This is a genomic window from Armatimonas sp. (assembly GCF_031410135.1).
GTDB lineage: Bacteria > Armatimonadota > Armatimonadia > Armatimonadales > Armatimonadaceae > Armatimonas.
In genome coordinates this window covers 1-14,576 of sequence record NZ_JANNYP010000556.1, presented here as the reverse complement: position 1 = coordinate 14,576, position 14,576 = coordinate 1, and the positions used below count along the sequence as shown (strand labels likewise).

General features: G+C 58.4%; 11 protein-coding genes. 5 read left to right on the top strand and 6 right to left on the bottom strand.

Annotated features, from left to right (window positions below; all coding sequences use genetic code 11):
* Positions 1 to 116: 116 nt before the first annotated feature.
* Positions 117 to 716: a nucleoside monophosphate kinase gene (locus RMO15_RS20570; protein ID WP_309716323.1), complete on the top strand. Its 600-nt coding sequence runs from the start codon at positions 117 to 119 to the stop codon at positions 714 to 716.
* 154 nt (positions 717 to 870) lie between these two features.
* Positions 871 to 1,809 carry an NADPH:quinone reductase gene (locus RMO15_RS20565; protein ID WP_309716317.1) on the top strand — a complete coding sequence of 313 codons (939 nt, stop codon included), beginning with the start codon at positions 871 to 873 and terminating at the stop codon, positions 1,807 to 1,809.
* A gap of 162 nt (positions 1,810 to 1,971) precedes the next feature.
* Here RMO15_RS20565 and RMO15_RS20560 read toward each other — a convergent pair whose 3' ends face one another.
* From RMO15_RS20560 to RMO15_RS20540, 5 genes are read right to left on the bottom strand one after another with little or no spacing between them, the layout of a single operon-like run.
* The gene (locus RMO15_RS20560; RefSeq protein ID WP_309716313.1) at positions 1,972 to 5,091 is read right to left on the bottom strand and encodes a hypothetical protein; all 3,120 of its coding nucleotides are present in this window, start codon (positions 5,089 to 5,091) and stop codon (positions 1,972 to 1,974) included.
* Positions 5,088 to 6,107: a polysaccharide pyruvyl transferase CsaB gene (csaB, locus tag RMO15_RS20555; protein WP_309716307.1), complete on the bottom strand. Its 1,020-nt coding sequence runs from the start codon at positions 6,105 to 6,107 to the stop codon at positions 5,088 to 5,090. Before csaB ends, RMO15_RS20560 begins: the two co-directional genes overlap by 4 nt.
* Positions 6,104 to 8,023, bottom strand: coding sequence for a DUF5693 family protein (locus RMO15_RS20550; RefSeq protein WP_309716303.1), 1,920 nt, complete (start codon positions 8,021 to 8,023; stop codon positions 6,104 to 6,106). The genes csaB and RMO15_RS20550 overlap by 4 nt, the downstream gene beginning before the upstream one ends.
* Position 8,024: 1 nt before the next feature.
* Entirely contained in the window at positions 8,025 to 9,662 is a 1,638-nt protein-coding gene (locus RMO15_RS20545; RefSeq protein WP_309716296.1) for a M48 family metalloprotease, read from the bottom strand.
* Positions 9,663 to 9,681: 19 nt separating this feature from the next.
* Positions 9,682 to 10,797 (bottom strand): glycosyltransferase family 4 protein, encoded by a 1,116-nt coding sequence (locus RMO15_RS20540; RefSeq protein ID WP_309716288.1) that lies wholly within the window; start codon positions 10,795 to 10,797, stop codon positions 9,682 to 9,684.
* Between the two features lie 114 nt (positions 10,798 to 10,911).
* Between RMO15_RS20540 and atpC the strand changes: the two genes are divergently transcribed.
* The 3 genes from atpC to ispD are packed head-to-tail and all read left to right on the top strand — an operon-like array spanning position 10,912 to position 13,233.
* Positions 10,912 to 11,322 (top strand): ATP synthase F1 subunit epsilon, encoded by a 411-nt coding sequence (atpC, locus tag RMO15_RS20535; RefSeq protein ID WP_309716285.1) that lies wholly within the window; start codon positions 10,912 to 10,914, stop codon positions 11,320 to 11,322.
* A 33-nt stretch (positions 11,323 to 11,355) separates the two neighbouring features.
* Positions 11,356 to 12,513 (top strand): PIN domain-containing protein, encoded by a 1,158-nt coding sequence (locus RMO15_RS20530; RefSeq protein WP_309716282.1) that lies wholly within the window; start codon positions 11,356 to 11,358, stop codon positions 12,511 to 12,513.
* A 9-nt stretch (positions 12,514 to 12,522) separates the two neighbouring features.
* Positions 12,523 to 13,233: a 2-C-methyl-D-erythritol 4-phosphate cytidylyltransferase gene (gene ispD, locus RMO15_RS20525; protein ID WP_309716279.1), complete on the top strand. Its 711-nt coding sequence runs from the start codon at positions 12,523 to 12,525 to the stop codon at positions 13,231 to 13,233.
* On the opposite strand, the gene RMO15_RS20520 is transcribed toward ispD, so the two are convergent.
* The gene (locus tag RMO15_RS20520) at positions 13,203 to 14,411 is read right to left on the bottom strand and encodes a PQQ-binding-like beta-propeller repeat protein (protein WP_309716274.1); all 1,209 of its coding nucleotides are present in this window, start codon (positions 14,409 to 14,411) and stop codon (positions 13,203 to 13,205) included. The genes ispD and RMO15_RS20520 overlap by 31 nt on opposite strands.
* Positions 14,412 to 14,576: the final 165 nt, after the last annotated feature.

The window sequence follows — 14,576 nt, the reverse complement described above, 5'->3', positions numbered from 1 at the left end:
AGCGGGCTGGGATGATACGTTTTTGGAGAGGATACTGACGAATTGATATGCAATCGCCCTGCAAGCCTGATCGATAGTCAGGCTTGTTTTGTTTATTGGCGGTAAAATGTTTCGTTATGTCACAACGCTATCGTACGATCTTGCTTTTTGGTCGTCCTGGCTCCGGGAAGGGCACGATTGGAAAAGTTCTGGGGGCCGTTCCGGGCTTCTTTCACATGGCCTGCGGCGATGTCTTCCGCACCATTGACCTCTCCACGGATTTAGGAAAGATCTTCACTGATTATTCTTCGCGTGGGGAGCTGGTGCCCGATGATGCCACCGTCAAGCTCTGGAAAGTTACCTGCAACGCGCAAGTGGACACGCACCGCTACCGCCCCGACTTGGACCTGCTGATTCTCGATGGGATTCCACGCAACCTGGAGCAGGCCAAGATCATGGAGGAGCATATCCAGGTTGAGCGCGTCTTTCATCTGGTCTGCACCGACGAGGCCGAGATGATGGCCCGCCTGCGCCGCCGTGCTCTGCGGGAGAACCGCTTCGATGATGCCTCGGAAGAGGTGATTCGGCGGCGCTGGCAGGTCTATACCGATGAGACTCGTCCGGTGCTGAACTTCTACGCACCGGAGAAGATCGAGCGGGTGGACGCGATGGGCTCTCCTGCGAAAGTCATTCACGATATTCTCGGTCGTATGATGGGCTGGGGGCTGATCAAGTAGTCCCGCCCGTTAGAGGGGCGGGACTGGAGAGCGCCGCGCTGCAAAGGCCGTTCCGGCCATACGAATCCGTAAACTCGGAATGGGCGACACGCCCTTCGTAGCTTTAGCTCTCCAGTCCCCTCGTTCTAATCGCGGGGATCACAGAGGGTAAGGTATGCAAGCAATACGTTTTCATCAGTTTGGCGGGCCGGAGGTGCTCCAGCTCGACACCGTGGACGATCCCACGCCAGGCCCAGGCGAGGTCTTGATCGCGGTAAAGGCCAGCGGGGTCAATCCGGTAGACACCTACATCCGCTCGGGCACCTACGGGCCGCGTCCGCTGCCGTTCACACCAGGGCTCGATCCGGCAGGAGTGATTGAAGCGTTGGGCGAGGGGGTGACGGGGCTGGTTATCGGCCAGCGGGTCTATGCCGCTGGAACCAAGACCGGAGCCTATGCGACAAAGTGTCTCGCGGAGGCCACCCTGACCTTTCCTCTGCCCGACTCCGTCTCATTTGAGCAGGCGGCGGGGATCAACGTGCCGTATGCCACGGCCTACCGTGCTCTGGTGGGGCGGGCGCAGGCAAGAGCCGGGGAGCGCGTGCTGGTTCATGGTGCTTCCGGAGGCGTGGGGATTGCGGCCTGCCAGCTCGCACGGTCTCTGGGAATGCATGTCACGGGCACGGCAAGCACTGCGGAGGGCCGTGCGCTGATCCTGCGCGAGGGGGCACATACGGCGCTGGATCACACGCAAGAGGGCTATTTGGACGGTCAGAGCTTCGACGTGATTTTAGAGATGCTGGCCAATGTCAATCTCGCCCATGACCTGACCGCGCTGAACCGCTTTGGTCGCGTGGTGGTGATCGGCAATCGCGGCAGTATCGAGATCAACCCTCGGGAGACCATGAGCCGGGACGCCGCGATTTTAGGGATGACTCTCTTCAATGTCCCGCCGGATGAGCTTGCCGGAATTCATGCCGCGCTCTATGCTGGCTTAGAGAATGGTACCCTGCGCCCCGTCGTGGGAAGCACGTTCCCGCTTGTGAAAGCCGTGGCAGCCCAAGTGGCCGTGATGCAGCCCGGCAAACTTGGCAAAGTCGTGTTGGTGGTGTAAGGCACTTGTACCCACCTAGTACCCACCCGGCTTTTCGTTCGTTCCTCACTGCAAGCCACCCTCCCTCAGGGCAGGGAGGGTTAGGAAAACCCCCTCCATCTCCCCCTTCCTTGCCCTGAGGGAAGGGGGCCGGGGGGATGGGTTCAAGTAGCGGGATGGGTTCTAGTTGAACCGCGCCCGGAGATCGAAGTTGAGAGTTCGGGCGCGGTAGGAGAAGCTCGGGGCGTCGCGGTCTGTCATCTGGATGAAGCGGATATCGAACGAGGCGGAGAGCAGGCTGCTCACGCCCCACTCCGTGCCGAGGCGGACTTCGTTGTTGTTGTAGTTGAGCGCGTTGTGAAACGCCGACGTCCCGCCTCCCGTTCCACTACCCCCCCCCGGATTCGTTCCCGTGGTCTCAGGGCTGGAGGCGTTGAGGATGCGCCACTCCAGAAAAGGAAGCAGGGGGGTCTCGCGGCCAGGGGCACTCTTGTCTTTGCCACGCTGGGTAAAGCTGACGGCGTACGTGCTCCGTAGGACAAACGTGTTGGTCAGTCCCTGCTGCCCAAAGCCGCTGGTCAGGCCACCCGATCCTAGGCCACCGCCTAGCCCACTCCCAATCGTACCAAGGCCAGTGCCACTATTCTGGCCCGTCAGGGTCGAGCCAAAGTTCATCCGGGACGCGCTGGCGATAAAGTTCATGCGCTTGAACGGCCCCGCAGTCGTCTGAAGAATGTAGTTTTGGTTGTCCGAGTCGCTTGCATTGCCGACGTAGCTCGTTCCTTGCTTGCTCCACTGTCCCAGAACCTTCACCTTGTCGGTCAGCCCGTAGTCCATCGAAATGTCCGTGGTGGCACTCTGGGTATTGTCGTAGCCGGGGATCAGCGAGAGCTGGTTGATGTAGCCGCCCTCTACCCGAAGGCGCTGGTTGGGCGTTAGTGAGAGGCGGAAGTTCTGCGACCGGGTACGCTGGCCCGTGGACGAGCCGCCCAGAGTGGTGCCATTGTTATTGTTATAGAACCCCGAGAGGTTCTGACCATTGGTCGTGTCGGTCAGATCAAACTGGAGCTGGACTTTCTCGGGGATAGGCGAGTACGTGGTCGAGAACGATGTGTCTCGACCCGAGAACTTCCCGCCGCCGGAGTTATTGCTTGTCAGTCCGATACTGGTGGCGAAGGTCAGGTTCGGGCGCGGGGAGAGGTTCAGGCGTACTTGGGCACTGTCCGACGACGAGTTCGTGGTGGTCTGTGTGTTTGTCCCATCTCGGAAGCCGCCTAAAAGTCCCCCTGAGCTGCCCGAGCTACCCGTCCCAACCGTGTTGGTGTAGCCATTGGCGAAGATGCTGCGCCCCTTGGACTGGGAGCGGAATAAACTCGCCTCCAGGCTTCCCTTGGGCAGATCGTAGGTGGCGGCGAGCTGATCGCTGATAAAGTTGGCCGCATTCGTGCCACTCCCCTGGGTGGTTCCGGCATGGGTGAATCGTACACGAGGCAGGCGCTGGCCCGCGTTGGGTGTCCAGCCCGCGCCAAAGTTCAGTGTCTGGTTCTTGAACGAGGTTGTCGCGGCTGTGGTCGGGGTTGTGGTGGTTCCGGTTGTGGTCGTGTTGTTCTGCGTGATCGTCGAGTCATTGACGGTAACATCGTAGGCCAGGTTGCGTGTTGGGGAGTAGTTAAAGCTTCCTCGTATGCCCTTCTCCGCACGGAGCAGTGCGGCTGCCGTGGACTCGATACTGGAGAAGCCCGGATCAATGTTGCGAAATCCCACCGTGCCACTCCAAGTCGGCTTGAAGCGCTCGCCTGGTGCGGCAACGGGAGTGGTGGTGCTTCTCTCAAGAGCCTTACTCCCAAAGCTGGGAGTTTCCATCACGACAGGGGTATCACCCGGCCCGAAGCTACCATTGATGATCAAGCCATTGCCCGAGCTCTGTTTGGTGATTCCTTGGCTCTGCCCAAACTGGACATTGAACCGTGAGCCCACCACCGGCGAGAACTGGGTATCGAGCCCCAGAACCTGCCGATCCCCTCCGACTCCTTGTTGAGGCACCGGCGTGTAGTTCACCGAGAGCGACGAGATCCCCAGAAGAGCGGTATCGGCGGGCAAAGAGCGACGGAGCTGGATAAAGTTGAGATCCCGATTAACAATATAGTCCGCATTGACCCCCTCGGTCAGCAGGCGCTCCTGGTAGCGCACCTCCACGGGCGTATTTGCCTGAATCGGGGAGGGCAGGCTGTAGCGCGAGGCGAGATCACTAGAGACCGCGAAGTACTGAGTTACGGGCCGGTTGGCCCTCCCGGCACTATTGGCGGTCTGGCGCAGAAGCGTGACTCCCATCCGTCCATTGGATCCAATAGTAGTGGGGGACTCAAAGCGCATCCCGGTCAAGATTCCCGCAGACGTGTTAAAATTCTGCGCCTCGTACGTGAACTCGATTGTGTCCTCACGGTTGAGAATCCGGCTCTTCTTCATCCGCACGGTGCCGAGGATATTGTCGAGCTCGTAGTCCTCGTAGGACACCAGGAGCTGGCCATTGAGATAGAGCTTCTCCGAGCCCGGGATGATCTGGGAGGCGTTAAGATAGTACGGCCCCGTTGTTCCGTTGCCCTGGAAACTACCCCGGCGTGTGAGAGCCCGTGTGATGGAGGCCACGGTCGAGAGCGAGCGATTACCACCGAGCTTCCTCTCGTACTGCACCCCCACCAGCCGCCGTGAGAAAGTTACCAGTTCGTTGCCAGGGAGATTGGCATTGACATCCCCGAAAGCCGCCTTGGTACGCTTGTCGGCACTCTCGTACTCAAAGCCCAGGAGCTGCGCGAGGCTGGTCTGCGCCGCCACCCGGTTGTTGGTGAGGCTGGTATTGACCTGAACGGCGTTGAAGACACTCCCCATCAGGGTCATGTCGAGCTGCTGCTGAAACGGCCCAAGGCTGGTGGTGTTGAAGAACTGGTTGTTGTTCTGAAAATTAAACCACTGCTTGGCGGAGGCACTGCCCGAGACCTGGTTACTGCGCAGTGTCAGAACCCAGTTGCCGTAGGCATTGAGATCTTTCCCCAGCGGCCCGATCAGGCGCTCGGGGAAGGTCTTGCCATCGCGTGACCCGCCACCTAGCCCGCCGCCCATCTGGGTGGAGTTCAGTCGAAACTGATCGCGCTTCTTCTTCTCCTCTTTTTTCTCGGTCTCTTGCTTCGTCTCCGTTTCCTGCTTGGTCTCCGTGGTCTGCTTGAGATCGGTTTCCTGCGCCCAAGCTAGTCCTCCGACAAGAGGGAGCACGGCGAGAAAGAGAGAACGTGTGAGGATCACTCTCATGAGAACCACTCTTTGGCAAGCGCCGCGGGGCGCTGTGCACGAGTCCGCTCGGCCTGGGCAAAAGCATGGAGGCTCTCTCGGCGCGTGGCGCTGGTCTCTCGAACTCGCTGGATCGTCTCCCGTAAGCTCTTGGGTGTGGCCTCCATGGCAGAGAGCAGGGCATCTTCCTGGCCCGCAGCCTTGGCAAGAGCGGCGACTTTGGGGTCATACGAGAGCGCGACAAACGGCGTGGCGCAGCGGGCCGAGAAGATCAGGGCATGTAGCCGCATCGCCACGGTCAGCTCGGCGACGGCAAAGCGTCCTAGGACGTCCTCTACCGAGACTTGCTCGCGTCGCCAGTCAAAGTTGGGGAGATCGGCGTGAACCGTAAGATCATCGGGCAGGTGCATCGGGATTGCCAGTGTTGTCGGGGAGGCCGTAGCTCGCGCCAGAGTCTCTGGGGAGACACCAGGCCAGTGACGTAGCGCCACGAGCGTTCCCGGCGGCTGGGACAAGTGAGACACAGACGAGGGATTAAGAGCGAATGCAGGGTCGGCCACTACTTCAATAGACCGCCGTACGCCGATTTCCTTCAAAAGCTGCGCACTTTTCTCATCGCGCACCGTGATGGCATCGGCCTGGTTGGCAATCACCCGCACCAGCTTCTGGGAGAGCGGTGCGTTGAGCGGGCCAATTCCCTGGCCCCACCAGAGCACGCGTTTGGCTTTCTTGCGGGCCAGGAGCGCCATGAGGGCGTACCACAGCACCGAGCGGGCGCTGGTCGCATCTTGCAGAAGACTGCCTCCGCCAAAGACAAATAAGTCCGTTCCCTGAAGCGCCGTGAGGGCATCCCGCCAGCGCCAGCGGTTGGCTGTCTGTACGCCGGGGTGCAGAGACGCGGTCGCGGCAGCATCATGGGTCAGTACGAGCAGCGATGCCGTGGGGAACGCGCCGCTGAGTGTCGTCCGAATCCCTGCCAACACGGCCTCATCCCCAAGGTTGTCGAAGCCATAGTAGCCTAGAGCCGCGATCTTCACGCACGGTCTCCCGCACGGCTTATCCGCTTCCCACGTGCTTCCCAAACAAGAATTGCCACTGTTCCAATTGCAACCCCAATCAGGGTTCCGAGGAAGTCGCGGATGACACTCACAAGGAGGGGAATGTGGAGGTGGCAGAACGTGTTGAGATAGTCCGTTACCCCGATCACACCGAGGAGGAACAGCGGAACTCCCCAGAGCCGCTCCTTGCGCCCACAGAAGTACATCCCTAGCATCAAGGCTGCAAACAGAGTCGCCTTGAAGCGCGGGCGAACCGGGAGCGTGGCATCCAGAATGTCCCGAAAGCGCAGCTCGAAGCCGCTCACCACTGCCGCGCCGTCGTTGCCCGAGCGCAGCCAGAGCATCGCCAAGACAACCAGTGCGGCCAGACATGCCAGTACTTGCCAGAGAAGAATCGGCTCGTAAATCAGCCGTGCGAGCCGCTGCACTTGCAGGCGGATCCTACTCCAGAGCTCCGCGGGGGAGCTTGCTCGGAGGTCCACGGCCCAGGCGAGAGTTGCGATCAGCAGTGGCAGATAGAGCGCTGCCTTAATCCCCACAAACGCATCGGCCTTTACCAGGAAAACCCGATCCGTGAGCAACCCGACAACCACGATGATGCCAAGGCTTGTGTAGCCCAACACGCGCAGCAGTCGCTGAAGAACGGTCTGAAGGGGTGACTCTCCATAGGGGATAGGAGAGAGTAGGTCATGCTGCACCACCGCGAGGCTCGCAAAGAGAATGGCTGCGGAGAGTGCCGCGAGCTTGGGCAGAAATACCGCCAGTGGGATGAGGAGAAGCGCGGCCACAAAGACGAGTAACGAGACACGCTCCGAGGGTTGCGAAAGAATCCCTGCGAAGCAATCCGCAAGAAGGAGTAAGGCCGCGGCAAGTCCTAAACCGATCAACGCGTTGGCCCAGCGCGGGGTACTCGCCTCCGTGTAGGGATGGGCAAAGCCCAGCGTAAAGCCACCGCGCCGAACCGCCATAACGATCTGCTCGATGTAGCGAGCATTCTCGTCCAGGGGGTGCGATTTCTCCAAAAAAAGGCGGACATAGAGCAAGCGAATATTGCGCTCACGGGCAGCAAGGGAGAAACGCTGGACATTGTCAGGGATCGTGGCTGTGGCCATCTCCGAGCCAGGGATCGTATGGACACGGATGGTGCGATCTGCCGCCACACGGTGCAGCTCCGAGTCGCCTTTCATCTTCGTAAACTCAACCGCACCGTAGTTAATATCGTGTGTGCGAAGCGCACTCGCGGTAGTTTTTAACTGGCTGTCGTAGCCCAGGACATCATCGCCTGAGAAAATCACGGTAGTAACACGCTGTTTTTTTAGCTGGAGAAGTGTCCAGCTAATGCTCTCGTCGGTTGGGTTGCTGTTGTTCATCACCCGTCCCACCACGCCCAGCTTCGCTTCGCGTGCCGCGCGGATCAGGCTGTAGTCAAGGCCCACGCCCAGGGATTTAAGGCTCTGGAAGGTCTGGGGGATATTCATCCCAGCATCCATGGGGTTAGTGTTGCCAATCCCAGGTGGAAGGCTAATCTGACTACCGAGATGGGTACGGTTTTGTAGGGCCGCGACAATCCGGTCAAAGTTGCGCTGGTGGGCTATCAGATAGGTGGTATTGTTGATGGCCGTCGGAAGAACCTCGACCCGACGGTTTTCCTCAAGAGAGCCCAGCGTGTCTTCCGTGATTGCCACGGACGACACGCCTGCTTCTTTAAAGCGCTGGAGTATTGTCTTGAGTGGCTTGCCTTCAGAGGTCGCGAGTTTTTGAAGCTCCGACATATCTATGGCGAGCTCGACCGTCCGGTTTTTTGACTCCGCTGAGTAGCGCAGCGCGGCACCATAGATCCCTGCCAGTGCCCCAATTCCGATCATCACCCAAAGTACCCAGCGCAGCTTCTGCATCCTATTCCTTCCGCCGCAAATACGCTCGTGCGGCTAGCTCCCGCTCCATGTCCAGCGTTAAGAGACGCAGGATCGTCGCAATATTTTCAGGTATTCCCTGATTTTGTGCCACCCAGTCTGCCCAGAGAAGGCTGCCGCGTCCTTTGGCAACCATGGTCTCCGAGACTTGGCGCTGTGTCGCGAGTGCTGCTCGGACACTGGCTTCTCCGGTTGAGCCCTCCCCGGTAACTGCCTGCCCGAGCCGCGCTTCGATGAGCTGCTGCCAGAGAGAACGGCTGGTTTTATCGTCTTCCGGCACCAGGCGATCCAGGCGGCACTGGTAGCGGCGGATACGGGCCAGAGCCAGATAGCGCCAGCCAATTCCTGCCGCTTTGTCGGCGCGCGAGAGCTCACTCTCCGCGTAACGAATCAGCCCTTCGATGGCAGCAATCCGGGTCCACTGCGCCCCGGAATCGAGCTTGTAGAATCGTCCCAGATGCAAGTCTGAAAGGGCCAAAAGTGCTGCTTTACTGGCCTTTTGAAGCGGCTCGGGCGTTCCCGCAACGCGGCGTATTGCTTCCTGCACTTCACTTCGTCCACGTGCTTGATCAGGCGTGTCGCGATCGCTGTTCTCCGGCACCAGATCCTCCCAGACCGGCATCGCGAGCCGCAAGAGGCGCACCGAGCGGGCGTAGACATCCTGAATATGAAACTGGAGCAGGTAGGCATGGGTGGAGAGGGCGATAAAGCGAATATCCTGGCTCTGTGCCGTCAGAAGCAAGAGCTGCTGGAGCGTGCTACTAGTGACCAGCGGCTTGTAGGTTGCCAGCAGGCGCTTTTGCTGCCCTGAGGCGGCTTCGGCAAGGGAACGGCGCTCGTCTCGTAAGTAACCTGAGCGGGGCGTTGGTGGGGCTAGGGTGAGAGGATCGCGCTGTCCCTGGCGCACCTGCTCCGCAAGCCCGGAGAGCCCACGACGGTCAAAACCGGCGGCGACAGCGGCACGGCTATCGGCGTCCGCTTCACGAACGACGGACTGCTCCCTCCCTCGCTGATTGCGCTTGGTTCCCGGTGGGTGGGTTGCGAAGTACTCTTCCCACTTTGCCATGGGGCCACTGGCCATGGTCTGAATAAAATGAAGAAGGCCCGCGGGAGCGTAGCCGGCTGCCGTGGCAAACTTCAAGCCAACATCATCGGCCTGGTACTCGTTCTCACGGCTCTGGGCAAGGGCACGAAGTAAGTTCAGCACCACTACCCCTTGGCGTACTACCTCGCTTTTGGGACGAACCAGACTGAGAAGGAGCGCAAAGAGCCCGTTATTTTGTAGCTGCTGCCACGCATGGCGCTTGGCGATGTGTCCGCACTCGTGGGCCAAGACCCCTGCTAGCTCATCGTCACTAGTCACTTCATCGAGCAGGCCGCGTGTCACGAGAACTTTACTGCCAGGAAGAGTCAGGGCATTGGCGACATCGCTGCCTAGGATCACAAACTCGGGTTTGGTGTCTAAGCGATCGGAGTGAACCGCCACTTCCTCGCCAATCCGCATCACCCAGCGAGTCAGAAGCGGATCATCGTCAATGCCCGATGCCCCAATCAGTGCATCGCCGGTAGCCCTGCCTAAAAGTTTCTCAATCTCATTAGTGAGGGTATCGGGATGCTTCACGGCACCTATTCTACCGGCTCTACAGAGTTGTGGCGAGAGACTGTTGGATTCGTGCAAGAATGCGCCCGACATTTTTAGTCGCATCGTAGCGCAGTTCGGCATCTTGACGCGCGGCAGCTCCCATCGGAAGCAGGCGCTCCGGGTTGCTCAGCAGAAACTCCAAGCGATCTGTGAGGGCAAAACGATCACCAGGAGGCAAGAGATAGCCCGTCTCACCGTCGCGGATAATGTCGCCCGTGCCACCCACATGACCAAGAAGAACGGGCAAGCCTGAAGCAAGTGCCTCCATTCCCGCCAGAGAGTAACAGTCCCCGCGTGTGGGCAGGACAAAGAGATGTGCCTGTTGGTAGAGAGCAATCAGAGCGGGATCATTCGGGCCGAGGTTTCGGTAGACTTCCACTTGTGGATGGTTCAGCGGCACCGGGTCTCGGGTGACGATATGGAGCTTCCAGTTGCGCTTAGAAGTTTTTTGTGCCCACTCCAGAAGCAAGTCTCCGCCTTTGCGCACAAAATCTCCCCCCACAAAGAGCAAGTGAACCGTATCTCCGAGAATGCGCTCAGGAGCTTGCCAGCGGCTCAGGTCAATGCCCGGTGGAATGACCTCAAGCTGGGCAGGATCTGCACCGTAGTCGTTGACCATGCTCTCTGCGGCCCAGTGCGACCAGGGAAAGAGGAACCGGGCTTGCTGATAGAATGTCCGCCGCTGCGCCTCTTTCCAGTTCTCGTAAGGCAGGATAGAGCTAGGCCGCTTGTTATAGAGTGAGCCCATGCTATGAAGCTGCCGAGGGGTACAGTCAATGGTGACAAAGTACGGCTGTCGTGCAAGGAGGCGAGGACGGTTATAGGCAATCGCGGGGGCACCAATGAGCAGACCGTCGTAGCGCTGCTTATGAAATCCTTGTAGAAACTGCTGCTGTGAGCGAATGCGTGCGACGATGCCACCCGGCAGAAAAGGAATTCTCTCCAGAAATCCATCGGGACGGTACCAATCAATGACAATCCACTCGGGATCCAGGCGGGGCGTGAGCCGCGCCATTGCTTCACGCCAGTTCTGATACTGCGTTTTTAGGCCGACTTCGGTGGAAAAGATAAAGCCGATCCGTGGGAGGGAAGAGAAGGCGCTCACAAGTGTCATTTTCGGTAGTTTACAGCGCAAGATTCATACCATTCGTGAGTAAGTTCTTGGCGTGGTAGTGGTACAATGCAGGCTAAGTATGCTCTCATTGAGAGATTTTGAGGAAAAGAAAACTTGGCTGCGACGTTTCAACTAGATATTGTGACACCCGAAAAGACGGTGCTCTCTGGCGAAGTCTCATCGGTACAGGTTCCCTCGGTTGAGGGAAGCCTGGGTGTGCTGGCAGGGCATGCGCCCCTTCTGGCAGAGCTCGGAGTAGGAGAGTGTGTGGTACGCCTCGCCGATGGCTCGACACGCCAGCTCGTGGTAGCGGGCGGATTTCTCGATGTCGGTAAGGCCAAAGTTTCGGTCCTGGCAAGTACCGCAGAGTTCGATGATGAGATTGATGTCAGCCGGGCAGAGGCCGCTCTGGTTCGTGCCCGTGAGCTCATGAACAGCACCGAAGCCACGGATCGCGCCGAGATCATGGCAAGCATGCGGAGAGCACAAGCGCGCATTCGCTTGGCCAAAGGCGGGAACGGCTAAGCGAGCCCGAACCGTATAGGATGAGATACACACATGAATAATAAAATTTGGCGCTTAACCTTTACGGCGATCTTAACAGGGCTTGCAATCGGGGTTGGTTTATATGCTTCTAATCTAGTTTTTGATAATCTTCGAAGCCAGAATGTGCTAGCGGATAATCAGCGCTGGATCTACTGGTTGGTCTTTGGTCTCTCTAGTGTTATCTTTGGGTTTGCACTGGGACGCTTTATCTTTCGAAAGATCGAGAGCCTCGGTGATCAGATGCGCAATATGTCCGCACGAGACAAGATTGCGATTGGTCTAGGTTTAGCACTTGGTATCTTTTTGACCGTGGCGATCTCTGTCGTCATCTTTCAGGCATCGGGGAAAAATACCCCTATGGCAGTGGCGATTGTGCTCTTGACAGGAGTGATTCTTAGCTACCTCACCACTGCGGCAGCGCTGTCTATGCGCGAAGAGCTACACTTTTACATGCCCTCTTCCCCGAAAGAAGACGTCGAAGAGACACTTCCTCCGGCGGTATTTAAGATTCTGGATACAAATGTCATCATTGATGGACGCATCGCAGACATTGCACGGGCGGGTTTTGTCGAGGGGACGATCTATATCCCTGGCTTCGTGCTCGATGAGCTTCAGCATATCGCCGACTCCTCTGATGGCCTCAAGCGAGCTCGGGGACGGCGGGGGCTGGACATTCTCAACCAGATGCAAAAAGAGCTGACTCTGGTGGTGCGCAGCTACGATAAGATGGCCCCGGAAAAAGAGGAAGTGGACTCGCGGCTTGTCAAGCTGGCTAAAGCGCTCAATGGCTCACTGGTGACCAATGACTTCAACCTCAATAAAGTCGCGGAGCTTCAAGGTGTCCCTGTTCTGAATATCAATGAGCTGGCGAATGCCCTCAAGCCGATCGTGCTTCCTGGTGAAGAGATGCGCGTTGCTGTGGTAAAGGAAGGCCGGGAGCAGCACCAGGGAATTGGCTATCTCGATGATGGAACCATGATCGTGATTGAAGGCGGCCGGAAGGCACTTGGGGAGACTGCGGATGTCATTGTCTCCTCGCTCCTTCAGACAACGGCAGGGAAGATGATCTTTGCCCACATGCGTGAAGACGATGGCGGCACCGACTACGATCGTAATATTCGTTCCTACACGCGAGGGCCACGTACTCCCACGAGAACACACCGCTCGTAGTCATCCTCCATGAGAAATCAACCTGCCGTTACTGCTCTCCTCCCTGCCGCCGGGCGGGGGGAGCGCTTTGGTAGCGAGCAGAACAAGATTCTTTCTGATCTTTTGGGACGGCCCATTCTCGCCTGGACCCTGGAAGCCTTTGCCCAGTGTGACGATATCACGCGAATCGTATTGGTCGGCAGTGAAGGCGACTCCGATAGGCTCTGGGAGCTTGGCGACCAGTATGCCAAAGGCAAGCTTCAGGCGGTCGTGTTGGGAGGCAGTACGCGCCAGGAAAGCGTCCGACGTGGCCTCGATGCGGTTGGCACCGAGTACGTTCTCGTGCACGATGCGGCGCGCTGTTGCATCACCACCGAGCTGATCTCGGAGGCCGTTGGTGCGACCCGGATTCATCAGGCAATGACGGTCGTTCGTACCGTTACGGATACCCTCATGCGCCGCAGTGGTGAGCTGGTAGATCGGAAGGATCTCATGGCCGTGGAGACACCACAGGGCTTCCAGACCGACTTGCTGCGCCGAGCGCATCTGTCGGCGCGTACGGAAGGCTTTATCGCCACCGACGACGCAAGCCTTCTTCGACGACTGGGGCGTGGGGTTCATCTCCTAGAGAGCACCACTCCCAATCCCAAGATTACCTACGCTGCCGACTTACTGATCGCTGTCGCGCTGCTCACCGCACGAACCGCACCTCAGCTTGTTGCACCACTGCCTAGCGAGTAGAGATGACTGCTCGTGCGGACAAAGATGGACTTTCCCGCAAACGCGGGAGAGGCGTGGCAGCCCGCTTCCAGCTCGTTTTGCGCAATAATCTCCAGAGCGCGTCCAGGCTTGATCACCCAGGCTTTTCCTCGCTCGTTGAAGAGATAGATCCGTCCTTGGGCAAAGACAGGCGAGGCGTAGAACCGTCCCCCGAGCCGCTCCTTAAAGACCTCTTTGCCCGTTGTCGCTTCCAGGCAGGTGAACATGTCCGAGTCCGCCACAAAAAACAAAAGATCGCCGACCAGAACCGGTGAGCTGAGGATGGGGACACCTCGGCTGAAGCGCCAGACAATGTCATCAGCTGTCGGGCCACTTGGCCGATCCGTTTTCACCGCCCAGAGCTCCGGGCGATTGAAGCCCGTGTTGAGAAAGAGCAGGCCCTTCCCAAAGATCGGGCGCGAGGAATTCGAGAAGCCGGTGTGCGGGAGACGCCATTGCTCTTTGCCAGTTTTCGGATCGTAGCCACACGCGGCTCGTGCTCCAACGCTCACCAGCTCCTGGCGCTTACCTCGCGTGTAGAGATAGGGGGTCGTGAATGCCTTTTTCTGCTCTCCATCTTCTGTCCCAAAGCTCGTGTTGCGCTCCGTCTTCCAGAGCGTTTTTCCGGTGCGGCTGTCGAGGGCAATTAAGAACTGAACATCCATACCATCGTAGGTCAGGATCAGGGAGTTTCCAAAGAGGAAGGGAGAAGAGCCTGGGCCCTGGGAGTGCTCGCAGTTGAGATCGCGGCGCGTCCAGAGAATGTCAAATGTCTTGGTATCAATGCAGGCGGTGCCAAACGTGCCAAAGTGGATATAGACACGACCTTTCTCGATAACCGGCGAAGGTGAGGCGTAGGTATTGTTGGACAGCGGAACGTACTGCGGTTTCTCATTGCGGAAGACTAGGATTTTTTTGAGGAGCCTGCCTGTATCACGGTCAAAACAGAGTGCGGACTGCTCTTTGCCATTCATGGTGGCGCATGTTAGCCAGACTTGCTTGTTCCAAACCACTGGCGAGGACCAGCCAGTCTCCGGAAAGGCAGTTTTCCACTGAACATTCTTGGTCTCGCTCCACTCGTTGGGGATGCCCATGGCTGGACTGTGTCCGTCAAATTGGGGGCCACGGAAGTCTGGCCAGCTATCGTCTTTTTGCAGCATGGTGTAGTATAACAAAAATATGGACCGTCGTACATTCGCACTGGGGCTGATTGCCCTACCCCATCTTAAATCCGAGCAGCTGCCCGCGATTCATGCCGCTGCGATTACGGGGAATGTGGATGAGATCCAGCGACTGCTCGCTGGGGATGCAGGGCGTGTGAACAG